This window comes from Nonomuraea recticatena (assembly GCF_039533245.1).
GTDB classification, from domain to species: Bacteria; Actinomycetota; Actinomycetes; order Streptosporangiales; family Streptosporangiaceae; genus Nonomuraea; species Nonomuraea roseola.
This window is the reverse complement of record NZ_BAAATE010000023.1, coordinates 114,676-138,492: the sequence shown is the minus strand read 5'-3', so window position 1 is coordinate 138,492 and position 23,817 is coordinate 114,676. Positions and strand designations below refer to the sequence as shown.

Below are 23,817 nucleotides of genomic sequence, written 5' to 3'. Positions count from 1 at the left end.
AACTACTCCTTGGTGGTGAGATGCCCGCGCAGGGACGGCAGGCAGGTGGGACGGCCGGTCTCGGGGTCGGTGGCGACGCTCACCTCGAGCCCGAAGGCGTCCCTGACGGCCTCGGCAGTGATCACCTCGTGCGGCTCTCCCGACGCGACCACCCGGCCGGCGCTGAGCATGACGATCCTGTCGCCGAACGCGGCGGCCTGGTTGAGGTCGTGCAGCACGACGCCGACCGTGAGCCCGTGCTCGTCGGCCAGGCGCCGGACCAGCGCCAGGATCTCGATCTGGTAGCGCAGGTCGAGGAAGGTCGTGGGCTCGTCGAGCAGCAGCACACCGGTCTTCTGGGCGAGCACGACGGCGATCCACGCGCGCTGGCGCTCGCCGCCGGACAGCTCCTCGACCCTTCGCCCGGCCAGCGGCTCGAGGCCCGTGACGGCCAGCGCCCAGCGCACGGCCTCGAGGTCGTCGCCCGTCGTCCTGCCGAGCACGCCGCGGTGGGCGTAGCGCCCGTGTCCGACCAGCTCACTGACCGTGAGGCCCGAGGGGACCAGCGGGGACTGCGGCAGGAAGGTCAGCTTCCTGGCCAGCGCGCGGGTGCTGTCCCTCGCGATGTCGTGCCCGCCGAGCAGCACGGCGCCCTCGGTGGGGACGTGCAGGCGGGCGAGGACCCTCAGCAGGGTCGACTTGCCCGAGCCGTTGGCGCCGACCAGAACGGTGACCTGACCCGAGGCCAGTCGCACGTCGAGCCCCGAAAGCACCCGCTTGCCCTCGTACCCCGCGACCAGCCCGTGCCCGACGAGATCGCCCACACCGCTCCTTAGGCAAGGCTTACCTATATCGGGGTAAATTTAGCACTAAGGGACACGGTTCTCGGAAATCCAGTCGTCGATCAGCTCCCACTGGTCGTACAGCCAGCGGATGCGCTCCTCCCGCGCGGCGGGGATCTCGGCGGCGGGGATCCGCCACCACTTCGCCCTGATCCTGGCGCTCACCGGCAGCTTGCGCCACACGTCGCCGATCGTGACGAGGTCGTCGAGGCCGGTGTGGGCGACGAAGACGACATCGGCCGCGGGGCACGCCTCGATCGCGGCGATCGCCCCTCCCGGCCTCGGCGGCAGCAGGTGGTCCATGGCCCCCGCCCGCTTCGCCTCCTCGGCCAGACCTTTCTCCTCCAGGCGCCTGATGGCCAGCCTGCGCCTGCGCGGGGTGAAGTTGCCGCCCTCGGGGAAGATCACCAGCGCGTCGTCGGCGTCCATGGTGGCCGACAGGCGCCTGATCTCCTCGATGATCCCGCTCTCGCCGCTCCTGCGCGGGACGAACGCGTTGGGCAGGCGGTTGATGACCACGTCCAGCGAGGGATCGAACTGCAGGGCCGCCTTCATGACGATCCTCGGCCTGCGGTCGTAGAGCTGTAACAGGTGGTACACCAGCAGGAACGAGTCGCCGGGACCCGCGTGCCTCGACAGGACGATCACCGGGCGGGCCAGCCGTGCCGAGGGGTCCTCCCGCGGCTCCTGGATGTCGACGGTCAGCCTGAAGACCCTGACGGCCACGAGGTAGACCCTGGACAGGAACCATCTGATCAGCTGGTAGTGGCGCTCCTGGTGCGTGTCACGGTGCAGGCGGCCGCCGAAGCCGCCGGCCACCCACAGCCCCAGGCACGCGGCCAGCACCGCGCACTCCAGGGCCAGCCAGGCGACCCCGAACCACAGGAAGCGGACGCCGCGCCGTTGCGGCGGCGGCAGGCGCATCGAGGCGGCGGTCACCACGACCAGCCACAGGGGCAGGGTGACCACCGCGACCACGGCCAGCACGATCACCAGGGGGACGAGAACCAGCCGGCGGACGATCCGAGGGGGCACACCTCATCGGATCACGTCAGCCAGATAGCGGGAAGAGGCCTCGTAGGCCCTGTCGATGTAGCGCGAGATCTGCGACAGGTCCCTGTAGCGCAGCGGTGACACCGGCACGTCGAGCCCCGCTGGCAGCACGTGCACCTCCACGGAGCCGGGCAGCGCGGCCATCTCCTCGGCGAAGCGATGCCTGCGCGCGATCTCGAAGGCCACCATGCCCACCTCCCACGGCCGCCTCGGCGCGGCCAGCGGCCGCTCGATCCTGCCCACCTGCAGGACGAAGACCCTGCGGGCGCCCAGCTGGACGGCCCTGCCGACCGGGATGCTGTGGACCAGCCCGCCGTCGAAGAAGTGCTCGTCGCCGACGCGCACGGGCGGCAGCAGCCCCGGCACGGCGCACGAGGCCAGCACGGCGGTCACCAGCGGCCCCTCGCTGAACCAGTGAGCGCTTGCCCGTTCGATCGAGGCCGCGACACACTGGAACGGAATGGGCAGCTCCTCGATACGCGACACCGGCACCAGCTCGTCGAGCAGGTGGCGCAGCGGCGCGATCGGATGCAGGTGCGTGCCGGTCCTGGCCAGCGTCGAAAGCCGCCGCACCCACGAGCCCGCGAAGGCGGTGCGCACGATGTCGGAGCGCCACAGCGTGGTCAGCCGCTTGACCGCGTCGGAGGGCGAGGCGGCCAGCAGCACGCCGTTCAGCGCGCCGACGGAGGTGCCGAGCACCAGGTCGGGCATGATCCCCGCCTCGTCGAGCGCTCGCAGCATGCCCACCTCGTGTGCTCCGAGCACTCCACCGCCACCGAGCACGAACGCTGTCTCCACAACCTCGTATCATCGCCTCAGAACGACGAGAGGGAGTACCGAATGATCAGGCTGCTTGTCATCCTTCTCGTGATAGTCATCGTGGTGCTCGTGCTGATGATGATCAGGATGCGTCCCTCCCCTCCCAGGTCCGCCAAGAAGCAGAGCCCTCAGCAGGAGAGCCCCCGCGAGATACTCAAGCGCCGCTACGCGGCCGGTGAGATCGACGAGGACGAGTACCTCAGGCGCATGTCGGGCCTCAGTCAAGACTGGTGAGCCTGGCCACGTCCACGGCGGCCGCGGCCAGCGCCAGCACCGGGAAGACGGCCTTCGGCGGCACCCGGTAGACGCCGCGCTCCGGCTGGTCGACCAGCCCCGCGGCGGTCAGGGTCTTCAGGTGGTGGTAGAGCTGGCCCGGTGAGGCCAGCCCCAGCTCCGCCTGCAGCTCCGTGATCGGTTTCGGCCCTGTGACCAGCAGCTTGAGTATCTCGAAGCGGGCCGGATGCCCCGCGGCCGCGAGCACCGCGGCCAGCTGGGCGGACGGCTGCTCCAGCAGCCACTCGGGGCTGCGCGAGACCTGCCACGACCACTCGTAGCCGCCGAGGCTGGCCTGGCCGCCGTAGGTGAACAGGCCGGAGTCGTCGGCGCGCGGTGCGGGCGCGGCGAGCTGGGCCTCCAGGGCGGCGACCCTGGCCTCGAGTGCCAGGAGCCTGTCGTCGGTCTCGTCGCTCACTTCAGTGCGGCACGCACCCTTTCGTGGAAGGCCCTGTCAGTGGCCAGTCGCAGCATGAACTGCTGATGAGCATAGCTTTTCAGACCGGAGAACCAGGTCTGCTCGGGCAGGCGGCGCAGCGCGAACACCGTGACCTTCGGCTTCTGGCCGGGGGTCACCGTGTACATCGCCTCGGTGATCACGCCGGGCAGGGCGCCGCCCTTGGTGCCGATGACCAGGTCCTTGGAGGCGCCGGGCTGGCGCATCGGCCACTCCAGGTGCTTCCTGGCGACCTTGTCCCCGGCCAGCCTGCTCAGCGTGGCGTGCAGGACGGCAGGCCGGTTTCTCGTGACCGTGTCGGCCCAGGCGGCCTGCTTGTCGTAGCCGGGCAGCGGCAGCTGGACCTGCTTGCCCGCGGCGGCGTACGTCCTGATGCAGGTGTCGGCGTCGGTGGCGCATCCGCCGAAGGCGCGCAGGATCTCACCGTTGATCGTCGACACCTTCCTGTGCAGGCCCAGCTTCTCGCGCAGCAGGTCGGCGGCGGCGTTGTCGCTCTCCTCGATCATGGCGGAGACGAGCTGGTCGAAGGTGACCGTCGCGCCCACCTTCAGCCGCTTGAGCGCGGCCTCGTGCGCGCCGCCGTCGGTGGCGGGCAGGTGGTAGGCGTTCCAGGTGGCGACGGGGATCTGGTCGGCGGGCTTCAGCTTGCCGGTCTTCACGGCCTTGGCGTACGCCTCGAGGTGCACGATCTTGATGGCCGAGGCGAAGGGGGTGGAGGCTCCCGCGTTGTGGCTGATGCCGGAGGTCACCAGGGCGACGTCGCCGGGGTGCGCCTTGACGTAGGCGAGCACGGCTTCCACGTCGTCCAGCGGAGGAGCTGTGGTGATGAACAGGCTCACGACGGTGGCGAGGATTCTCATGCCGTCAGCTTATCCAATTATTCGGAATTTCGGATAACCGGTGAAGCCGCCCGGGCGGCTTCACCGGTTGACGCTCACGGCACGAGCAGGAGCTTGCCCGTGGTCCTGCGGCCCTCCAGGTCCTCGTGCGCCCGTGCCGCGTCGGCCAGCGGGTAGCGCTCCGAGATGGTGATCTTCAGGTCGCCCGACGCCAGCCAGCCGAACAGGTCGGCCGCGCGCCAGAGGAGCTCGTCGCGCTCGGCGACGAAGTGCACGAGCGAAGGCCTGGTCAGGTAGAGCGAGCCGCTCCTGTTGAGCACCTGGGGGTCGAGCGGCGGCACGGGTCCGCTGGCGGCGCCGTACAGGACCATGAGCCCTCGGGCCCGCAGGGAGGCGAGGCCCCCGTCGAAGGTGGCGGCGCCCACGCCGTCGTAGACGACATCCACGCCACCGGGCACCACCTTCCTGACCGAGGCGGGGAAGTCGTCGTAGCGGAACACCTCGTCCGCGCCCGCCTCGCGGGCCAGCTTCTCCTTCGCCTCGGAGGAGACGGTGGTCAGCACCGTGGCGCCCTTGAGCTTGCCGAGCTGGATGAGCATCTGGCCCATGCCGCCCGCCCCCGCGTGCACGAGCATGACCTCGCCCTGCTTCACCTCGTGCACGGAGTGGGTGAGGAAGTGGGCGGTCATGCCCTGCAGCAGCGAGGCGGCGGCCTGCTCGGAGGAGACCCCGGCCGGCACGGGCACCACCCTGTCGGCCGGCACGACGGCCTTCTCGGCGTAGCTGCCGAGGACGTTCACCCACGCCACGCTGTCACCGACGCCCACGCCGCTCACCCCTTCGCCCACGGCGGCGACGGTCCCCGCCCCCTCGGAGCCGATGGGAGAGGGCAGGCCGAGGGGGTAGGTGCCGGTGCGGTGGTAGACGTCGATGAAGTTGACGCCGCTGGCCGCGACGTCGATCAGCACCTCGCCGGGGCCCGGCGCCGGGTCGGGGTGCTCGGCGTACTCGAGAACCTCGGGTCCGCCCTGGGCATTGATCACAATGGCATGCATGGCTCCAGTCTCCACCTGGCCCCTCTGAAGCGTTCGCGCAGGGTCCTGTCGTGCGAGACGACCACGAGCGCGCCCCTGTAGGCGTCCAGCGCCCGCTCCAGCTCCTCCACCAGCGTCAGCGACAGGTGGTTGGTGGGCTCGTCGAGCAGCAGCAGATCGTGCTCGTCCGCCAGGAGCCTGGCCAGCGCCAGGCGCCGCCGCTGGCCGACCGACAGGGCCTCGACCCGCACGCCGAGCGACTCGGGCGCGAACAGCCCGGTGGCCAGCAGCTTCGCGCGGTGCTCGTCGGGGTGGCCGGGCAGCCCCTCGGCGTAGCGGGCCAGGAGCGAGGCGCCCGGCTCGAAGGAGTCGTCCTGCCGCAGGTGGCCGACGCTGACGGCTCCCTCCGCCGCCGCGGCCACCTTCCTGAGCAGCGTGGACTTGCCCGCGCCGTTCGGCCCCGTGACGAGCAGCCTGTCGCCAGGCCCGATCGTGAGCTCGGGCAGTTCGACCAGCGTGCGGGCCGAGCCTCCTGCGGCGAAGGCGCCCGCGAAGCGCAGCGGCTTGGGCGGCCTCGGCACCGGGTTCTCCTCCAGGCGCCGCAGCCGCTCCTGGGCGTTGCGCACCCTGCTCGCCACCGAGCTCTGCACCCTGCCGGCGTTGCGGTCGTAGGCCATCTTGTTGTTGTCCTTCATCGCCCTGCCCGCCGCCACCCTGTGCGCGGTGGTGGCGGCGAACCGCCTGACCTCCTCGACCTCGTCGAGCCAGTCCTGGTGGGCCTGCTCCCATCGCTGCCTGGCCGCGGCCTTCTCGGCGAGGAAGCCGCTGTAGCCGCCGCCGAAACGGGTCACGCCGCCCTCGGCGACCTCGATGATCGCGGTGGCCACGCCGTCGAGGAAGGCGCGGTCGTGCGAGACCGCGACGACCGTGCCCCTGTGCTCGCGCAGCCGCTCCTCGAGCCAGGCCGTCGAGCTGTCGTCCAGGTGGTTGGTCGGCTCGTCGAGCAGCATCACCTCGGGCGCGGCCGCCAGCAGGCAGGCCAGGCCCAGCCGCGCCTGCTCACCGCCCGACAGCGAGTCGAGCCTGCGCTCCTTGGCCACGTGGGCGAGGCCGAGCCCGTGCAGGGACTTGTCGACCCGCGCGTCGGCCTCGTAGCCGCCGCGCGCCTCGAAGACGGTGAGCAGGTCGCCGTAGGCCGTCATGTCCTCGGCCTCGGCGGCGGCCTGCATCGCCCGCTCCATCGCCCGCAGCTCCGACAGCGCGGCGTCGACGGCCTGCTGGACGGTGTGGGAGCCGGGCAGGTCGAGCGTCTGCCCCAGATAGCCGGCGCCCGTGCTGATCACCGACCCCTCGTCGGGACGTTCGAGCCCCGCCATGATCCGCAGGAGCGTGGACTTGCCCGAGCCGTTCTCGCCCACGACGCCCGCGCGCTCTCCCGGCCGGACGGCGAGCGAGACGTGGTCGAGGACGAGGCGGTCGCCGTACGACTTGCTGATCCCATGAAGGCTGAGCTGAGTAGTCATCGCAACTATAGTTGCATTAAGAGCGCCACTAATGCAACTGGAGTAGACTTTGGAACGTCCTGGAGGGCGCAGCGCCCGGGTTCGCGACGCCGTGAGACAGGCCACGCTCGCCGAGCTGGCCGAGCACGGGTACCAGGGCCTGACCGTGGAGAACGTGGCCGCCCGTTCGGGCGTGCACAAGACCACCGTCTACCGGCGGTGGACGGGCGTGGAGGGGCTGATCGCCGACGCGCTCGAACTGGCCGCCGAAGAGCCGTGGCCGGTGCCCGACACCGGCACGATCGAGGGGGACCTGCGGGAGCTGGCCAGGATGGTGCGCAGGGGGATGGACCCGACCGCGACGGCCTTCGTCGCCGCAGGCATGCAGGACGAGGCCGCGGCCAGGGCGCTGAACGGCTTCTACACCGCCCGCCACGCCCAGTCGGCGGTGATCGTGCGCAGGGCCGTCGAGCGCGGCGAGCTCCCTGCGGGCACCGACGCCGAGGAGGTGGTCAGGGCCACGGTGGCGCCGGTGTACTACCGCCTGTTCATCGCGCACGAGCGGGTGGAGGAGAAGGACGCCGACAGGGCCGCCGCCACCGCGCTGGCCGCCGCCAGGGCGGGGGTCCTCTAGGGCTGCTGCTTGACCCCGCGCATCTCGAAGTCGTCGTAGACCACCTTGAGGGGGTTGGCGCTGCCCTTGGGGATGCGGGCGAACAGCCCGATGTCGCCCGTCGGCAGGCCGTTGGGGTCGTCGACCCTGTGGACGCGCTTGCCGTTGATCCACATGGTCAGCCGGGTGGCGCTGCCGTTCTCCTCGCAGGCCACCTGGATCTGGTTGCGCTCCTTGGGATTGAAGCCGTCGACCTTGACGGGAGCGGCCAGGTTCCCGCCCGCCTTCTCCAGGATGCGGCGGATCCTGGCGTTGCCCGAGGTGTCGAGGGTGAACTCGTAGTAGGTGCCGGCGTCGTCGCCTCGGCACCACATGCCGAACTCGCCGCTGCCCGACCTGACCTTGGCCGCCACCCCGATGACCAGCGTCGAGGGGATCATCGGCGTCGGTGTGGCCGTGGGGTCGGGCGTGGGGTTCTTCTCGGTGGCGTAGGGGACGGGGGCCTGCGCCCAGCGCTCCTCGTTGTACTCACCCGCGTCGAGGCCGTAGGTGAAGTCGGAGGTGATGTAGCCGTAGCTGTCGGTGGCGTCGGGATCGTAGGTGCCGCTCCACCCGCTGGAGGTCGAGGTGAAGTCGTCGGAGAAGAGCGGAGGCAGGTCGGGAGGCCCGCTCGGCAGCATCGCCCACACCGCGACGCCACCGCCCACCAGCAACGCCGCCGCCACCGCCAGCCCCGCCAGCAGCCTGCCGCGCGACGCGCGACGTGAGCCTTCCCCTGGCCCGCCGGGCGGACGCCGTGCGGCGGCCGTGTAGGGCGTCGTGCCCTCCTGCCAGGCCACCTGGACGGTGTGCGCCACCTGCTCGGGCGCGGCCTGGCGGCCGATCAGCTGGTCGAGGAGCTGCTGCGCGGTCGGCCTCCAGGCCGGGTCCTTGGCCAGCGAGGCCACGACCAGCTCACGCAGCGCGGGCTCCAGCCCTTCGAGCACGGGCTCGGTGTTGAGCACCTGGTAGATGATCGAGGGCAGCGTCTCGCCGGGGAAGGGCGCCTTCCCCGTCGCGGCGAACGCCAGCAGGCAGCCCCACGAGAACACGTCGCACGCGGCGGAGACGGGCTCGCCCCTCAGCACCTCCGGCGCCATGTAGCGGGGCGTGCCGATCAGCTCACCGGTGCCGGTGACCCCGCCGATCTCGTCGAGCGCCCTGGCGATGCCGAAGTCGATCACCCTCGGGCCCACGGGCGACAGCAGCACGTTGGACGGCTTCAGATCCCTGTGCACCACGCCCGCGCCGTGGATGGCGGTCAGCGCGGTGGCCACGCTGACGGCCAGCGCGTCGAGGCTGGAGCCCCTGAGCGGCCCGGACTGCCTGACCGCCTCCTCCAGATTGGGCCCCGGCACGTACTCGGTCACCACGTACAGCTGGTCGCCGTCGAGGGCCGCCTCCAGCACCGCGGCCGTGCAGAACCTGCGGACCCTGAGCGCCGCGTCGGCCTCTCTCCTGAAGCGCGCCCTGAACTGCTCGTGCTGGCTGAGTTCGGGATTGATCACCTTGATCGCGACGCGCTGCCCCGCGGGATCCTCGGCCAGGTGGACGGTGCCCATGCCCCCTCTGCCGAGCACGTGCAACAGCCTGTAGCGTCCGATCTGGTTCACGACGGGTCAGCTTAGCGACATCGACGCCATTTAGGACCTCCCCTTGCGCCGGATGACGTCGGCGAGCGCGGGCAGCCCCACCTCGACGGACACGACCAGCACGTCGCATCCCGCGGTCGTGGCGGCGGCGACGCCCGTGGGGCTGTCCTCCAGCGCCACGCACCGCCGCGGGTCGGTCTCCAGCAGGCGCGCGGCCTCCAGATACGGGTCGGGGTACGGCTTGCCGCGCGCGGTGTCCTCGGCGGCCACCACCACCTCGAAGCGGTGGCCGAGCGAGGGCAGCACCAGCTCGACGATCGACCGGGGCGAGGCGCTGACCAGCGCGGTGGGAACGGCGCTCGCGGTGAGGGCGCGCAGCAGCTCCCTCGCCCCCGGCACGACCCGCACGCCCTTCCTGATGCGGTCGGCGAAGGAGTCCGTCAGCCGGTCGGACACCCTGGCGACGTCGTCGGGGGCGAGATGGCACGCGGTGTCGTGGACCGTGCGGCCGAGCACGTGGGGGAGGTCGGAGGGGCCCAGCTCACGGCCGAGGCCGGCGGCCACGTCGGCGGTCGCCTCCCACCACAGCCCCTCGGTGTCCACGAGGGTGCCGTCCATGTCGAACAGGACCGCGTCGAAGGGCGCGGGGGCGGAACGGGTGGGGTCAGGAGGCACCCGCGGGATCCTTCGGAGCGTCGGAAGGGGCCACCGTGCCCGGGGCGGCTTCCTCGGGCCCGTCCCCGGACTCCTTCGACGGCGCGGGGGCGGCGGAGGTGCGCGGCGCCACCAGGACGGGCCTTTCGACCAGCCGGACGGACACGCGCGTGCCGGGCGCCAGCCGTACGGCCTCGTGGCCCGGCACGTCGGCCAGCACCTCGCCGCCCTCGAGCGAGAGCCTCAGGCGGACGGACGCGCCTCGGAACGAGGCGGCCACGACCTCGGCGCGCCCCTCGGGCGAGGGGCTGACCAGGACCGCCTCCGGCCTGATCAGGACGTCCACGTCGGGCCCTGCGAAGGCGCCGTCGAGGGGCAGGAGCTGACCCAGCACCGTCACCTGGTCGCCGGAGACCCGTCCTGGCAGGTGGTTCATGGCGCCGACGAACTCGGCCACGAACGGGGTGGAGGGGCGGTCGTAGACCTCGGCGGGCGTGCCGCACTGCTCGAGCCGCCCGTCGCGCAGGACGGCGACGCGGTCGGCGATCGACAGCGCCTCCTCCTGGTCGTGCGTCACGAAGATCGTGGTGATGCCCAGGTCGAGCTGGAGGCGGCGGATCTCCTCGCGCAGCGAGACGCGCACCTTGGCGTCCAGCGCCGACAGCGGCTCGTCGAGGAGCAGCACGCGAGGCGACAGCGCCAGCGCGCGGGCCAGGGCGACGCGCTGCTGCTGGCCGCCCGAGAGCTGGTGCGGGTAGCGGTCGGCCTGGGAGGGCAGGCCGACCAGCTCCAGCAGCTCCAGCGCCCTGGCCCGCCGCTGGGCCTTCGGGGCCTTGCGGACGCGCAGGCCGAAGGCGACGTTCTCCGCGGCGTCGAGGTTGGGGAACAGGGAGTAGGACTGGAAGACCATGCCCGCGTCGCGCTTGTTGGCGGGCACGCCGGTGATGTCCTTGCCGTCCACCAGCACCGCGCCCTCGTCGGGGCGTTCGAAACCGGCCACGCAGCGCAGCGCGGTCGTCTTGCCGCAGCCCGAGGGGCCGAGCAGGGCGACGAGCTCGCCGGGCTCGATGGTCAGGTCGAAGCCGTCGAGGGCGACCGTCCTGCCGAAGGCCCTGCGCAGGCCCTTGAACTCAAGCCGAGCGGCGGCCACGGGTACCTCCAGAGATAGTGAGCAGCAGCAGCCAGGTGAGCAGGAGGCTGAGCACGGAGACGGCGACCGACAGCTGGCCCTTGGAGCCCGAGATCGTGACGATCCAGACCGCGAACGGCTGGTAGCCGAGGATGCTGGCCACGGTGTACTCGCCCAGCACCAGGGCCAGGGTGAGGAAGGAGGCGCTGGCCAGCGCCGAGCGCAGGTTGGGGACGATCACCCTGAACATCACGTACGGCCACGACGCGCCCAGGTTGCGCGCCGCCTCGACCAGTGTGCGCACGTCCATCGTGCGCAGCCCCGCGTCGAGCGAACGGTAGACGAACGGCAGCACGAGGATGACGTAGGCGAACACCAGCACCAGGGGGAAGTCCTGGTCCTGGATGGCGATCAGCGTGGCCCAGAACGGCGTCGGCGCGAGCACCTCGCCGCCCACCTGGAGCGACCTGCTGATGCCCGCGACGAAGGTGATCGGCGGCACCACCAGCGGCAGCGTGCAGACGACCTCCATGACGGGACGCAGGCGCGGCGCGGCCAGCCGTACGGCGATCATGGCGGGCAGGGTGAGCAGCAGCACCAGCACGATGGTGGCCACGGCCAGCCCGAGGGAGAGCAGCAGGCTCGACAGGAAGCCCTCGGCGGTCCACAGCTCCGCGTACGGCGCGAACGACACGCCCGTGGCCTCGTTGTAGATCGTGAACCAGAAGGACGCGCCGAGCGGGACCAGGAAGTAGATGCCGGCCAGCGCCAGGACGAAGCGGCGCCAGAGCCTGGACCCGCCCGTGCGGGCCTGCCCCGAGGGCACGGTCTCGGGGACCGGCGCGACGGGCGCGAGCGTGGTCATGGCGCGCACCTCACTGCAGCCATCGGGTGCTCCTCTTCTGCAGCGGCAGGTAGACCGCCATGACCAGCGCGGCGACCAGGACCATGTCCAGGCTGAGCGCGAGGCCCACGTTCTCGAAACCGGTCTGCACGTCGCCGGAGAGGGCCGCCGCGATCTTCAGCGTGACCAGCGGCAGCACGGTGCCCGCCCCCATCGCCGAGGCGGTGGCGTAGGCGGCGAAGGCCGAGCCGAACAGCAGCACCACGCCGCCGAGCAGGCCGGGGGTCAGCACGGGCAGGCCGACGTGGCGCCAGTAGTGCCAGGTGGTGGCGCCGTTGTTGGCGGCGGCCTCGCGCCACTGCGGGCGCAGGCCGTCCAGGGCCGGCGCGATGACCAGCACCATGAGCGGCACGGCGAAGTACAGGTAGACCAGGGCCAGGCCCCAGAAGCTGAACAGCGAGCCGGACGGCAGGCCGAGCAGGCCGCTGACCACGCCCGCGTTGCCGAGCGTGGCCACCCAGAAGAAGGCCAGCGGCACGCCGCCGAAGTTGGCCAGCACGCCCGAGGCGGTCAGGACGGCCTCGCGCAGCGCCGTCGAGCGGGAGGTGACGACGGCCTGGGCGAGGAAGGTGCCGAGCACCGCGCCCAGCACCGCCACCACGGCCGAGAGCTTCACGCTGTTGAGGAGGGCGAGCAGGTAGCCGCCCTGCAGGGTCAGCGCCAGGTTGTCCAGCCCGGGGGTGAAGGCCCCCGCCACCATGGCGATGGCGGGGATCCCGAAGGCGAGCCCGACGAAGACGAGCAGCGGCAGCGCGCCGAGTGAGCGCCGCATCAGCCGGCGACGGCCGCGTCCCAGGTCTTGGCCAGGGCGTCCTTGGCCTTGTTGACCTGGTCCTCGGTCGGGAACTTGGCCTCACCCTCGACCGGCGGCAGCTTGTCGGCCAGCGCCTTGTCGATGGTGCCTTCGGTGGTCATCGAGGGCATCAGCACCGGACGGGCGCCGCCCTTGAGCCACAGGTTCTGGCCCTCGGCGCTGTAGAGGAACTCCATCCACAGCCGCGCGGCCGCCGGGTGCGGGGCGTCCTTGTTGATGGCCTGCGCGTAGTACTGGGCGTAGACGCCGTCCGTCGGCACGACCACCTGGAAGTCGAGGCCCTTGGCCAGGAACTGCTCGCGGTAGCCGGCGTTGAGGTAGTCCCAGTCGATGCTGATGGGCGTCTCGCCCTTCTCGACCGTGGCCGGCGTGGACTCGACGGGGTTGTAGTTGCCGACGTCCTTCAGCTTCTTGAAGAACTGCACGCCGGGGCCGATGTCGTCGAGCGAGCCGCCCTCGGCCAGCGAGGCCGCCCAGACGCCGCCGAAGGCCGAGCCCGACTTGTTCGGGTTGCCGTTGAGCGCGACCTTGCCCTTGTACTCGGGCTTCAGCAGGTCGGCGAAGGTCTGCGGGCAGGTGCCGATCTTCTTGGCGTCGCAGCCGATGGAGACGTAGCCGCCGTAGTCGTTGACCCACAGGCCGTTCGGGTCCTTCTGGCCCTCGGGGATCTTGTCCCAGCTCTGCACCTTGTAGGAGGCGTACAGGCCCTCCTTGGCGCCGCTGAAGGCGAAGGCCTGGCCGACGTCCAGCACGTCGGGCGCGCGATCCTGGCCCTTGCGGGTCTTCACCGCGTTGATCTCGTCGGCGCTGGAGGCGTCGGGGTTCTCGCTCTCGATGGCGATGCCGTACTTCTCCTGGAACTTCTTGATTATTTCGCCGTAGTTGGCCCAGTCCGGCGGGAGTGCGATGACGTGGAGGTTGCCCTCCTTCTTGGCCGCTTCGACCAGCTTGTCGAGACCACCGAAGTCGGCGGCCGAGGTCGCCGTCGCGGCGTTCACCCCGCCTTCCGTCTTGGTCTCCGTGGCCGGCGCTGCGCCGCACGCCGCGGTCACTACCGTTAGAGCTGCGATCAAGCCTGCGATGCGAGGTGCGGACACGTCGCCTCCACTCTCGGGGGTGTGGATAAAACCTAGGGGAACTTGTACAAACAAGGCCAGACCCAGTTAGTCGCATAAACATTGCTTTTTCGTGAACGAGAGGGATCGCATATGGCCGCGCGCTATGAACTCATCGCCGCTGAGCTGCGCGACGAGATCCTCGCCGGGGTCCATCCCGTCGGGTCGCAGCTGCCCTCGGAGGCCGAGCTCGCTGCGCGCTACTCCGCCGCCAGGGGCACCGTACGGCAGGCGGTGGCCGTCCTGGCCGCGGAGGGCCTGGTGGGCTCGCGACAGGGAGCCAGGCGCATCGTGCTGGGCGGCGAGCGCAGCCAGAGTTTCGCCGAGTTGCACAGCTTCGCCCAGTGGGCCAGGTCCAAGGGGCACAGGGTGGGCGGCGAAGTGCTCGGACAGCGCCGCCGCAGGGCGGGACCCGCCGAGCTGGTCAGGCTCGGCAGCCCCGAGGTCCTGGAGGTGCTGCGACTGCGCACACTGGAGGGCGAGCCCGTGCTGCTGGAGCGGACCGTCTACGCCTCGTGGATCGCCGGCGCGGTGGAGGCGCTGCCGCCTGACTGCGTCTCCGTGACCCAGGGGCTCTACGAGAGCGTGGGGCTCGTCTTCGCCTACGGCGAGCACCTCATCGACGCGGTCGCCGCGGGCAGCGAGGACGCCCGCCTGCTGGGGGTGCGGAGGGGCAGCCCGCTCCTGCGCCAGCGCAGGGTCACCACCACCCAGGAGGGGCGGCCCGTGGAGTGGTCGGACGACCGGTACCGGGCGGGCAGCGTCGCCTTCAGCATCCGCAACTCGATCGGCGCGAACCCGCTCACCCGGCTTGCGCTCTCATGACTTCGAACATATGCTCGAAGTAACACCCGACTTCCCCCGGGTGGCTCAGCAACAGACCCAGAGCCACGGGGAGAAGAAGCGTCTTGAGCAGACTCTACGGCGATCCCATAGAGGTGTGGACCCGAGAGGGCCAGCCGACCCAGTTCGTCTGGCGCGACCGGCTCTACCTCGTCCGCCGCGTCCTCGACCAGTGGGTGGTGGCCCGCGAATGGTGGAAGACCCGCGAGGGCGATCCCGGCGAGCGCCAGTTCTGGCGCGTCGAGGCCAGCCCCGGGCGTGATCTCGGCTCCTACGAGCTGCGCTTCGACACCGCCAGCGAGGGCTGGCTGCTGCTGAGGGCGTGGGACTGATGACCTCCTTCCCTCACCTGCACATGAGCTCCGCCTACTCGATGCGCTACGGCACCGCCTTCCCCCATGCCCTGGCCCGGCGGGCGGCCGAGCACGGGATGGACATCCTCGCGCTGACCGACCGCGACGGGCTCTACGGGGCGCTCAAGCACGCCCAGGCGTGCGCGGACGCGAGGATCTCGCCGGTGTTCGGCGTGGATTTCGCGCTCGCGCCCTTCGCGGGCGCCGTGCCCGCCGCCTCGGAGGAGGACCACGGCCCGCTCTCCGGCTCCACCAGGCCCGCCTCGCAGCGCTCGCGCTCGGCCGCCCCAGGCTCCACCCGGTCGGCTCCCGCCTCCGGCGCTTCCCTGGCGGGCGCTCCCCGGGCTTCCGGCGCCCTCGGTGCTTCCGGTCCGCGGGAGGCGCGCCCGCGGACCGGTCCCGACGCCGAGGACAGGGTCACCGTGCTGGCCCGCTCCGGCGGCTGGTCCCGGCTGTGCCGCCTGGTCACCGCCGCCCACCACACGGGCGTCAGGGGAGAGCCCGCGCTCACCCGCGAGCTGGTCGCCGAATGGGCCGCGGGCTCCTCGGGCCCGAGCTCCTTCGGTCACCAGGGCCCGGCCCCCGCGCCAGGCGCCTCCCTCTCACGCGACCCCGCGCGCCCCGGGGGCCTGCGAGGATCCGAGAGCGGGTTCGGCCCCGACGACGGGCTCGTCGTGCTGCTCGGCCCGAGGTCCGACGTCGGCCGCGCGGTGGCGGCCAGACGTGACGAGCACGCCAGGACACTGCTGAACCTCTGGCGCTCCCACGTGCGCGGCGTCGTCATCGAACTGGTCGACCAGTACGGCTACCGCGACGCCACCACCGCCGTCCGCATGCTCGCCCTCGCCGAGGAGTCCGGCGTGCCCGCCGTCCTCACCAACGCCGCCAGGTACCTCGACCCCGCCGACCACCAGACCGGCGACGTGCTCGACGCCGCCCGGCAACTGGTCCCTCTGCACCCCAGGCACCTCGACAGGACCACCTCCCACGCCTATCTCAAGAGCACCGACGAGATGCGCAGGGTCGCCCACAAGGTCTGCGGCGGTGACCAGGCGAGGGTCAACAGGCTGCTGCACACCACGCGCGCCCTCGCCGAGGCGTGCGTGATCGAGCCGAAGGACCTGCTCGCCCTCCGCAACGACCCGCCCGGCCTGCACCTGCCCGAGATCGGCCGCGACCCCGTGCCGCTGCTGCGCCACCGCTGCGAGGACGGCCTCGACGACAGGGGCCTGCGCGGCGACAGGAACGCCCGCGAGCGGCTCGAGTCCGAGCTGAACATCATCGAGAAGAAGCAGCTGTCCGGATATTTCATGGCCGTCGTCGGCATCACCGACAAGATCCGGCACATGGGCATCCGCTGCGCCATCCGCGGCTCGGGCGCCGGCAGCCTGGTCAACTACCTCATCGGCATCGGCGAGGTGAACCCGCTCCACCACGGCCTGCTCATGGAGCGCTTCCTGTCCGAGGGCCGCATCGGCCTGCCCGACATCGACATCGACGTCGAATCCGCCCGCCGCCTCGACTGCTACAAGGCGATCTACGACATGTACGGCGAGGCGCGCGTGGCCTGCGTGTCCATGATGGAGACCTACCGCGCCCGCAGCGCCCTGCGCGACGTGGGCGGCGCGATGGGCCTGCCGCCCCACGAGGTCGACGCGATCGCCAAGGCCTTCCCGCACATCCGCGCCCGCCAGATCACCGCCTCGCTGAAGGACCTGCCCGAGCTGCGCGAGAGCAGGCTCGACGAGGCGGGGCTCGGCAGGGTGTTCCAGCTGGCCGAGAAGCTCGACGGGCTGCCCAGGCACATCGCGCTGCACCCGTGCGGGGTGCTGGTCGGCAACTCGGGCCTGCGCGACCGCACCCCCGTGGAGCGCAGCGCGCTCGACTTCCCCATGTCGCAGTTCGACAAGGACGACGTCGAGGAGGCGGGGCTGCTCAAGCTCGACGTGCTCGGCGTGCGCATGCAGTCGGCGATGGCCTACACGCTGACCGAGATCAAGCGGGTCGACGACGTCGACGTCGAACTCGACGCCGTGGCCCAGGACGACGACGACACCTACGACATGATCTGCGCCAGCCGTACGCTCGGGTGCTTCCAGATCGAGTCGCCGGGCCAGCGCGAGCTGGTCGCCAAGCTCGAGCCCCGCACGATGGACGACCTGATCGTCGACATCTCGCTGTTCAGGCCGGGACCCGTCAACTCCGACATGGTCACGCCGTACCTGGAGTCCAGGCACGGCTGGCGGGCCGTCTCCTACCCGCACCCGAGCCTGCGCGCCGCGCTCACCGAGACCAACGGGGTGGTCGTCTTCCACGAGCAGGTCCTGAAGATCATCGACATCATGACGGAGGCGGGGCTGTCCGAGGCGGAGAAGGTACGGCGCAGCCTTGGCGATCCCGCAGGGCGCGAGGTCGCGAGGGAGTGGTTCTTCGCCAACGTGCGCCCGATCTATGACCGGGCGACGGTCACGCGCGCGTGGGAGGTCCTGGACGCCTTCGGGGCGTTCGGCTTCTGCAAGGCGCACGCGGCGGCGTTCGCGCTGCCCACCTACCAGTCGGCCTGGCTCAAACGGCACCACGCGGCCGCCTTCTTCGCCGGGGTGCTCACCCACGAGCCCGGCATGTACCCGCAGCGGGTGATCATCGACGAGGCCCGGCAGTGCGGGGTCACCATCCTTCCCCTGGACGTGAACAGGTCCTCCAGGCACTGGACCGTCGAGCGCGTCGGCCCCGCGCCGCTGCGCCTCAGCGTGCGCCCCTCCTCCCTCGGGCCGCCTTCCTCTTCGGACTCTCCGGACTCTCGGGGCGAGGAGAACGGCTACCGGCGGCGGGTGCGCGACTTCAGGGCGGAGGATCTCGGCAGGGGGTACGGCCTGCGCGTGCCGTTCTCCGCGGTGAAGGGGGTGAGCGAGGCGGAGGTGGACCGGATGGTGGCGGGACAGCCCTACACCTCGCTGGCCGACTTCTGGGATCGCGCCAGGCCGTCCCGTCCGATCATCGAACGGCTGGTCCAGGTGGGCGGGTTCGACGCGCTCCACTCGCTGCGTCCGGGAGGACCCCGCTGGCGTGAGGGGGAGCTGACCAGGCGCGACCTGGTCGCCCAGGTCGGCGTGCTCGAACGGGCCTCGGCCTCGGGCGTCAAGGCGGGATCCCGTGCCCGCAAGGGCTACACGGGAGAGCGCCACCCCGGCTCGCGGGCGCCGGTGGACGAGCAGCCGGCCGTGCAGCTGCCCCTGGGATTCGCCGAGCGGATCGAGCCCGGCGAGCTGCCCGAGATGACCGAGACCGAGATGGTCGAGGCGGAGCTGGAGATCCTCGGCATCGACGTCAGCCGCCACGTCATGAGCTTCCACGACGACCTGCTCGACGCCATCGGAGTGGTGCGTTCCAGAGATCTCCTGGCCCAGCGCAACGGCGCGGAGGTGCTGGTGGCGGGCGTCAAGGTGGCCACCCAGACCCCGGCGGTCCGCTCGGGGCAGCGCGTCATCTTCACCACCCTCGACGACTCCACCGGCCCCGTCGACCTGACCTTCTTCGAGTCGGTGCAGGGCAGGTGCGCCTCGACGGTGTTCGGATCGTGGCTGATGGTGGCCAGAGGGGTGATCCGCCGCACCGGCACCCGCGCGGTCTCCATGCGCGCCGTCGACTGCTGGAACCTCGTGGACCTCGACGCCGCCTGGCGCAAGAACGGCCTGGAAGCGGTCCTCGCCCTGCTCGAGCGCCGTGAGCCGCCAACGGAGGGGGTGGGCGGCCGCCGCATCGAGTACGCCAACGGCTTCCGCATCTCCCCCTACTCCGACATCGGCCCCACGCCCGGCGTCGTCACCCCGCCCCGCCGGCTCTGGCACGCCAGCCAGGGCAGCTCAGGCCCCACCCAAGCCGCCTGACCCGGGTCAGGGGATGGCGGGGGTGAGGCGGGGCAGGCGGGCGGGGGCGGTCTGGATGCGGGTGATCTCGCGGACCGTGCAGGCGCACAGCAGGGCCGCCACCGCCGCCGCGCCCAGTTCGAGCCCGCTCAGCCCCGTCAGGTCGCCCGTCGAGTCGCGCAGCGGCAGCCGGATCGCGACCAGCGCCACCGCCGTCAGCCAGCTCAGCCACCACGCGCCGACCAGCGCGAGCCAGCGGCCCCTGCGGTCGAACGGCGGGCGGGCGCCCCTCCACACCTCGTCCACCAGCATGACGGGAGCGATCAGGTTGATCCCCGGCAGCAGCCAGGCCGCCAGCACGGGCCCGGAGGGGTTGGCGGCCTTGTTGGCGCGGCGCGCCCTGACCAGCCAGGTCAGGTAGGCGGCGCCCGCCGCGAACGTGGTGGTCACGGCGGCCAGCATCAGCACGGCGAACAGGGTGACCGCGCCGACCACGGCCTCCGCGCCGGGGGCGCGTGGGTCGCCGCCCATGGTGACGATCTCGGCGGCCAGGCGCCTGCCGCGTATCTCCTCGAACGCCACCAGGGCCGTCATCGCGGCGAGCTGCGCCGCGAGAGCCAGGTAAACGGTCGAAGCCGACCGTTTCGCTACGGAAGGGGTAAGGCGCACGAATCTCTCCCCCCGGGCATGCGCTGAGGTTCTGATTCACATGTATCCCGCCTGGCCCTCCGTTAATCAGCTCACCACGCCGGACTCCCACGCCCATGCTGCGATTTCCACCCGATTCCTCGCCCCGAGTTTGGCCATGATGCTGCCGATATGGGTCTTGACGGTGGAAAGGGAGACAAAGAGCTCGGCTGCCACCTCCTGGTTGGTTCTGCCCCTGGCGACCAGGCGCGCGACGTCGAGCTCCCGCTCGGTCAGCGGGTCATTCAACGGCCTGACGGCGCCGGCGGCGGGCTGGGCCAGGTGCTGCAGCAGCCGTACGGTCACCGAAGGGGAGACCAGCGCGTCACCGGCGGCCGCGGCCCTGATGGCCTCCAGCAGCAGGGTCGGGCCGCTGTCCTTGAGCAGGAAGCCGGTGGCGCCGGACCGCAGCGCGCCGTAGACGTACTCGTCCAGGTCGAAGGTCGTGACGATCACCACGCGCATGGGGTTCTCGACGCCTGGACCCGCCAGGATCCTGGTCACCTCCAGCCCGTCGAGCTTGGGCATCCTGATGTCGAGCAGGCACACGTCGGGGCGCAGCCGCCTGGCCGCCTCCACCGCGTCGGCCCCGTCGGCCACGGCGGCGACCACCTCCATGTCGGGCTGGGCCTCGAGAATCATCTGGAAGCCCGTCCGCACCAGTTCCTGGTCGTCGGCGATGAGCACACGAATCGTCACAGCGGTAAGCCTAATCACGGGAGATCGTCCGATCGGCCGATGCCCATCGGACGCACGGCCGATCCGGCCCCATGGCCCCGCGCGACAAGGTCGTTCCCATGAACGACGTACTCGCGGGACACGGTCTGGCCAAGAGCTTCGGCCAGACGGTGGCACTGAACGGTGTGGACATCTCCATCAGGGCGGGGGAGGCGGTGGCGATCATGGGCCCGAGCGGTTCGGGCAAGTCCACGCTGCTGCACTGCCTGGCCGGGATCATGAAGCCGGACGCGGGGGAGGTGCACCTGCTCGGCCGGCGCATCGACTCGATGAAGGAGCGCGAGCGCAGCGCTCTGCGCAGGACCAGGTTCGGCTTCGTCTTCCAGTTCGGCCAGCTGCTGCCCGAGCTGCCCGCGGAGGAGAACGTGGCGCTGCCCCTCATGCTCGGCAACGTCTCGAGGCCCGACGCCGTACGGCAGGCCAGGCAGTGGTTCGTCCCGCTGGGCCTGGGCGGCATGGAGGGGCGCAGGCCAGGTGAGCTGTCGGGCGGGCAGGCGCAACGGGTGGCGATCGCCAGGGCGCTGGTGACCAAGCCCGCCGTGGTATTCGCCGACGAGCCGACGGGCGCGCTCGACCAGAGCACCGGCCACGAGACGATGCGCCTGCTGGTGGAGGCGACCAAGCACAACGGCGCCTCGCTCATCGTGGTCACCCACGACCCCGGTGTGGCCGGGTGGTGCGACCGCACGGTCGAGGTCCGCGACGGCAACCTGCTGCACAGCGCGGTGAGCCAGTGAGCACGCTCATGAGCCTCACCTGGCGCCTGCTCAGGGGCGGCGGACGCAGGGGCATGCTGAGCACCTGGCTGACGCTGGGCGCGGTGGTGATCTCCACGGGGCTGCTGCTCTTCGCGGTCTCGGCCAACGTCGCCTTCTCAGGACGCGCCGACAGGGGCGCCTGGCGCAATCCGGTCCAGGCCACGGGGCAGCCGGTCGCGATCGAGGCCGGGCGCGCCGACTACGTGGGGGACAGGCAGATCACCGTCGTCGACCTGGCCGCGCTCGGCCCGAAGGCGCAGCCGCCACCCGGAATGGCGCGCTTTCCCGCGCCGGGGGAGACCTGGCTCTCACCCGCCCTGGCCGAGCTGGCCAGGAAGCTGCCAGGAGACCAGCTCGCCGGACGCTTCTCCGATGTCACAGGCGTGCTGGGCGAGGCCGCGCTCGTCCACCCCGAGGAGCTGGTCGCGGTCGTGGGTCACGAGCGCGACGCCCCGGCGATGACCGTCTCGCGCGGCGACTCCCTGCGCGGCGACATCTCGCCCACCAAGGTCGACTCCCTGGCGGGCGTCCCGAGCGAGGACGCCGAGGGGTACCGAATCCTGGCCCTGATCGCCAGCGTGCTCATGGTGGTGCCGCTGCTGGTCTTCGGCGGGGCCGCGGCGCGGCTCACCGTGGCCCGCCGCGACCAGCGACTGGCCGCGCTCAGACTGGTCGGCGCCACGCCTGGCCAGGTGGTCAGGATGACCGTGGCCGAGGCGATGATCGTCGCGTTCGCGGGGGCGGTCCTCGGCACCGTGCTGTACGGCCTGGCGGTCCCCCTGCTCACCAGGATCAGGATCGGCGGAGGCCCCTGGTTCGCCAGCGACCTGCTGCCCGGTCCGCTCGTCGTGCTCGGCGTCCTGGTGGCCGTGCCCGTGCTGGTGGGGCTGTCGGCGGTCGTGGGACTGCGCAGGGTCGTGGTCAGCCCCCTCGGCGTGGCCAAGAGGGAGACGCCGCCCGGCATGCGCGCCGTCAGGCTGGTCGCGCTGCTCGCGGTGCTGGCCGTGGTCCCCATGCTCGGCACGAGTGCGAGCGTCGGCGTGGTGGCGGTGGTGCTCGGCCTGGCCTTCCTCTGTATCAACCTGGTCGGCCCCTGGGCGGTCGGCCTCATCGGCAGGATCACCGCCAAGCGCGCCAAGAGGCCGGCCAAGCTGCTGGCGGGGCGCAGGCTGATGGACGACCCTCGCTCGGCGTGGCGGACGGTCAGCGGCGTGGCGCTGACGGGGTTCGTCGCGGGCTTCCTCGGGCTGCTCAGCCCTGGCAACGCTCTGGCCGGGCACGTCGCGAGCGAGCAGCTCAGGCTCACCGCGCCGAACACCGCGGTCGTGGCGGACCAGGCGCGGGAGCGGCTCGCGAAGGCGGGCGTGAAGGCCACGGTGAAGACCGAGAAGAACCTGGTCGTCACCGACGTGCGCACGGCCGACCTCGACAGGGCGCGCACGGCGCTCGACGGGCTGGTCCCCGGCCGCTCGGCCACCAGCGAGGCCGACGACCAGCGCTTCACGGGGCAGCTGCTCGACGACATCGCCACCGGCACGATCGTCGTGCTGTCGGTGTCGTTCCTGGTGGCGATCGCCAGCTCGGGCATCACCGCCGCCTCCTCGGTACTGGACCGCCGCCAGACCTACGCGCTGCTGCGCCTGGCGGGCACCCCGCTGGAGGTGCTGGACAGGGCGCGCAGGTCGGAGACGCTGATCCCGCTCGTCGTGATGGGCGGCGGCTCGATCGCGGTCGGGGTGTTCTGCGCCTCGCCCTTCATGATGACGTCACCGAACGTCTCGGGGGCGATCATGCTGGCGGTGTGCGTCGTGGTCGGGTTCGCCGGCGTGGTCGGCGCCGGCGCGCTGAGCCGTCCGCTGCTGCGCGCGGTCACCGACGACCCCGCTCCCCGTCCTGACTAGCCGAGCACCAGGTCGCGGACGGTGGTCAGGGAGCGTTCGTCGCGCGGGCCCATGACCAGCAGGGTGGTCACGGGCGAGTCGCGCCACAGCTGCAGGCGCTCCTTGATCCTGCCGGGCGGGCCGACCAGGGAGATGCCGTCGGCCAGCTCGTCGGGGATGGCGTCGAAGGCCTCCTGCCTGCGTCCTGCCAGGTAGAGGGCCTGGATGCGGGAGGCGGCCTCGGCGTAGCCCATCCTGCCGACGATGTCGGCGTGGAAGTTGCGTGACTTGGCGCCCATGCCGCCGATGTAGAGGCTGAGCATCATCTTGACCCCGTCGAGCGCGCTCCTGACGTCGTCGGTGATCGCGACCATGACCATGGCGGCGACGTCGAAGCCCTCGGGGAACTCGCCGTACAGCTCGGAGATCTTCGAGGGGAAGGTGAACAGGGGCAGCCAGCCCTGGGCGATCTCGGCGGCCATGGCGACGTTCCTGGGGCCCTCGGCGCCGATGTAGACGGGGATGTCGGGGCGCAGGGGATGGGTGATGAGCTTCAGCGGCTTGCCCAGTCCGCCGGGCAGCGGCAGAGGGTAGTGCGGGCCCTCGTTGGTGACAGGCTCCTCCCGCCGCCACACCTTGCGCATGATCTCGACGTACTCGCGGGTCCTGGCCAGCGGCCGGGGGAACGGCTGGCCGTACCAGCCCTCCACCACCTGAGGGCCCGACGCGCCGACGCCGAGCAGTAACCGCCCGCCGGTGAGGTGGTCGAGCGTCATCGCGGTCATCGCGGTGGCGACGGGCGTGCGCGCCGACAGCTGCGCGACGGAGGTGCCGAGCTTGATGCGCTTGGTGCGCGCGCCGTACCACGCGAGGGGGGTGAAGGCGTCGCTGCCGTAGGCCTCGGCCGTCCATACCGAGTCGTAGCCGAGGCGCTCGGCGGTCTGGACGACCTCGGTCGCATCGTCCGCGTGGCGCTGCCAGTAGCCCAGGTTCAGCCCCAACTTCATGCGACACCTCCGTAAATGAGAACAGGT

General features: G+C 71.5%; 23 protein-coding genes. 7 read left to right on the top strand and 16 right to left on the bottom strand.

Translation table 11 applies throughout. From position 1 onward, the window contains the following. Positions 1-2: 2 nt before the first annotated feature. Genes ABFX50_RS34470 through ABFX50_RS34460 form a run of 3 tightly spaced genes read right to left on the bottom strand, consistent with a single transcriptional unit; the run spans position 3 to position 2,672 of the window. Positions 3-803 carry an ABC transporter ATP-binding protein gene (locus ABFX50_RS34470; protein WP_346152395.1) on the bottom strand — a complete coding sequence of 267 codons (801 nt, stop codon included), beginning with the start codon at positions 801-803 and terminating at the stop codon, positions 3-5. Between the two features lie 45 nt (positions 804-848). Then, a complete protein-coding gene (locus tag ABFX50_RS34465; protein WP_346152393.1) occupies positions 849-1,856 on the bottom strand; it encodes a 1-acyl-sn-glycerol-3-phosphate acyltransferase in 1,008 nt (335 codons plus the stop codon). A gap of 3 nt (positions 1,857-1,859) precedes the next feature. After that, a complete protein-coding gene (locus tag ABFX50_RS34460; protein ID WP_346152391.1) occupies positions 1,860-2,672 on the bottom strand; it encodes a patatin-like phospholipase family protein in 813 nt (270 codons plus the stop codon). Between the two features lie 42 nt (positions 2,673-2,714). On the opposite strand from ABFX50_RS34460, the gene ABFX50_RS34455 reads away from it, so the two are divergent. Beyond that, positions 2,715-2,927, top strand: coding sequence for an SHOCT domain-containing protein (locus ABFX50_RS34455; RefSeq protein ID WP_346152389.1), 213 nt, complete (start codon positions 2,715-2,717; stop codon positions 2,925-2,927). On the opposite strand, the gene ABFX50_RS34450 is transcribed toward ABFX50_RS34455, so the two are convergent. From ABFX50_RS34450 to abc-f, 4 genes are all read right to left on the bottom strand, one after another. Continuing rightward, positions 2,911-3,384, bottom strand: a complete 474-nt coding sequence (locus tag ABFX50_RS34450) for a helix-turn-helix domain-containing protein (protein WP_346152387.1) — start codon at positions 3,382-3,384, stop codon at positions 2,911-2,913. The genes ABFX50_RS34455 and ABFX50_RS34450 overlap by 17 nt on opposite strands. Then, entirely contained in the window at positions 3,381-4,283 is a 903-nt protein-coding gene (locus ABFX50_RS34445) for a serine hydrolase (protein ID WP_346152385.1), read from the bottom strand. Before ABFX50_RS34445 ends, ABFX50_RS34450 begins: the two co-directional genes overlap by 4 nt. Positions 4,284-4,357: 74 nt before the next feature. Continuing rightward, positions 4,358-5,317 (bottom strand): quinone oxidoreductase family protein, encoded by a 960-nt coding sequence (locus ABFX50_RS34440; RefSeq protein ID WP_346152383.1) that lies wholly within the window; start codon positions 5,315-5,317, stop codon positions 4,358-4,360. Continuing rightward, positions 5,302-6,819, bottom strand: coding sequence for a ribosomal protection-like ABC-F family protein (gene abc-f / locus ABFX50_RS34435; RefSeq protein ID WP_346152381.1), 1,518 nt, complete (start codon positions 6,817-6,819; stop codon positions 5,302-5,304). Before abc-f ends, ABFX50_RS34440 begins: the two co-directional genes overlap by 16 nt. Before the next feature lie 91 nt (positions 6,820-6,910). Between abc-f and ABFX50_RS34430 the strand changes: the two genes are divergently transcribed. After that, positions 6,911-7,432 (top strand): TetR/AcrR family transcriptional regulator, encoded by a 522-nt coding sequence (locus ABFX50_RS34430; RefSeq protein ID WP_312895556.1) that lies wholly within the window; start codon positions 6,911-6,913, stop codon positions 7,430-7,432. Here ABFX50_RS34430 and ABFX50_RS34425 read toward each other — a convergent pair. From ABFX50_RS34425 to ABFX50_RS34400, 6 genes are read right to left on the bottom strand one after another with little or no spacing between them, the layout of a single operon-like run. Beyond that, positions 7,429-9,063, bottom strand: a complete 1,635-nt coding sequence (locus ABFX50_RS34425) for a serine/threonine-protein kinase (RefSeq protein ID WP_346152379.1) — start codon at positions 9,061-9,063, stop codon at positions 7,429-7,431. The genes ABFX50_RS34430 and ABFX50_RS34425 overlap by 4 nt on opposite strands. A 30-nt stretch (positions 9,064-9,093) precedes the next feature. Continuing rightward, positions 9,094-9,717 carry an HAD family hydrolase gene (locus tag ABFX50_RS34420; protein ID WP_312895554.1) on the bottom strand — a complete coding sequence of 208 codons (624 nt, stop codon included), beginning with the start codon at positions 9,715-9,717 and terminating at the stop codon, positions 9,094-9,096. Continuing rightward, positions 9,707-10,846: an ABC transporter ATP-binding protein gene (locus ABFX50_RS34415; RefSeq protein WP_312895553.1), complete on the bottom strand. Its 1,140-nt coding sequence runs from the start codon at positions 10,844-10,846 to the stop codon at positions 9,707-9,709. Before ABFX50_RS34415 ends, ABFX50_RS34420 begins: the two co-directional genes overlap by 11 nt. Then, positions 10,827-11,690: an ABC transporter permease gene (locus ABFX50_RS34410; protein ID WP_346152376.1), complete on the bottom strand. Its 864-nt coding sequence runs from the start codon at positions 11,688-11,690 to the stop codon at positions 10,827-10,829. The genes ABFX50_RS34415 and ABFX50_RS34410 overlap by 20 nt, the downstream gene beginning before the upstream one ends. 10 nt (positions 11,691-11,700) lie before the next feature. Next, positions 11,701-12,501: an ABC transporter permease gene (locus ABFX50_RS34405; RefSeq protein WP_346124585.1), complete on the bottom strand. Its 801-nt coding sequence runs from the start codon at positions 12,499-12,501 to the stop codon at positions 11,701-11,703. Further along, on the bottom strand, positions 12,501-13,541 hold the full coding sequence (locus ABFX50_RS34400; protein WP_312895552.1) for an ABC transporter substrate-binding protein: 1,041 nt from the start codon (positions 13,539-13,541) through the stop codon (positions 12,501-12,503). Before ABFX50_RS34400 ends, ABFX50_RS34405 begins: the two co-directional genes overlap by 1 nt. Before the next feature lie 210 nt (positions 13,542-13,751). Here ABFX50_RS34400 and ABFX50_RS34395 point away from each other — a divergent pair, with 210 nt between their 5' ends. The 3 genes from ABFX50_RS34395 to ABFX50_RS34385 all read left to right on the top strand — a co-directional run bounded on the left by ABFX50_RS34395 (position 13,752) and on the right by ABFX50_RS34385 (position 18,741). Then, on the top strand, positions 13,752-14,483 hold the full coding sequence (locus ABFX50_RS34395) for a GntR family transcriptional regulator (protein WP_183647727.1): 732 nt from the start codon (positions 13,752-13,754) through the stop codon (positions 14,481-14,483). Between the two features lie 83 nt (positions 14,484-14,566). Further along, positions 14,567-14,833 carry a DUF6504 family protein gene (locus tag ABFX50_RS34390; RefSeq protein WP_183647724.1) on the top strand — a complete coding sequence of 89 codons (267 nt, stop codon included), beginning with the start codon at positions 14,567-14,569 and terminating at the stop codon, positions 14,831-14,833. Further along, on the top strand, positions 14,833-18,741 hold the full coding sequence (locus ABFX50_RS34385) for a DNA polymerase III subunit alpha (RefSeq protein WP_346152373.1): 3,909 nt from the start codon (positions 14,833-14,835) through the stop codon (positions 18,739-18,741). The genes ABFX50_RS34390 and ABFX50_RS34385 overlap by 1 nt, the downstream gene beginning before the upstream one ends. A 6-nt stretch (positions 18,742-18,747) precedes the next feature. Here the strand turns inward: ABFX50_RS34385 and ABFX50_RS34380 are convergent, their stop codons facing one another. Beyond that, entirely contained in the window at positions 18,748-19,314 is a 567-nt protein-coding gene (locus ABFX50_RS34380) for a DUF4328 domain-containing protein (protein WP_246451888.1), read from the bottom strand. A 141-nt stretch (positions 19,315-19,455) separates the two neighbouring features. Next, entirely contained in the window at positions 19,456-20,106 is a 651-nt protein-coding gene (locus ABFX50_RS34375; RefSeq protein WP_346152371.1) for a response regulator, read from the bottom strand. 98 nt (positions 20,107-20,204) lie between these two features. On the opposite strand from ABFX50_RS34375, the gene ABFX50_RS34370 reads away from it, so the two are divergent. Together ABFX50_RS34370 and ABFX50_RS34365 are read left to right on the top strand one after the other, a co-directional pair. After that, positions 20,205-20,882: an ABC transporter ATP-binding protein gene (locus ABFX50_RS34370; protein WP_183647715.1), complete on the top strand. Its 678-nt coding sequence runs from the start codon at positions 20,205-20,207 to the stop codon at positions 20,880-20,882. A gap of 8 nt (positions 20,883-20,890) precedes the next feature. Continuing rightward, positions 20,891-22,804, top strand: coding sequence for an FtsX-like permease family protein (locus ABFX50_RS34365; protein WP_346152368.1), 1,914 nt, complete (start codon positions 20,891-20,893; stop codon positions 22,802-22,804). On the opposite strand, the gene ABFX50_RS34360 is transcribed toward ABFX50_RS34365, so the two are convergent. Beyond that, complete coding sequence (locus ABFX50_RS34360) at positions 22,801-23,790, bottom strand: LLM class F420-dependent oxidoreductase (RefSeq protein WP_346152367.1); 990 nt, start codon at positions 23,788-23,790, stop codon at positions 22,801-22,803. The genes ABFX50_RS34365 and ABFX50_RS34360 overlap by 4 nt on opposite strands. Positions 23,791-23,817 lie beyond the last annotated feature (27 nt).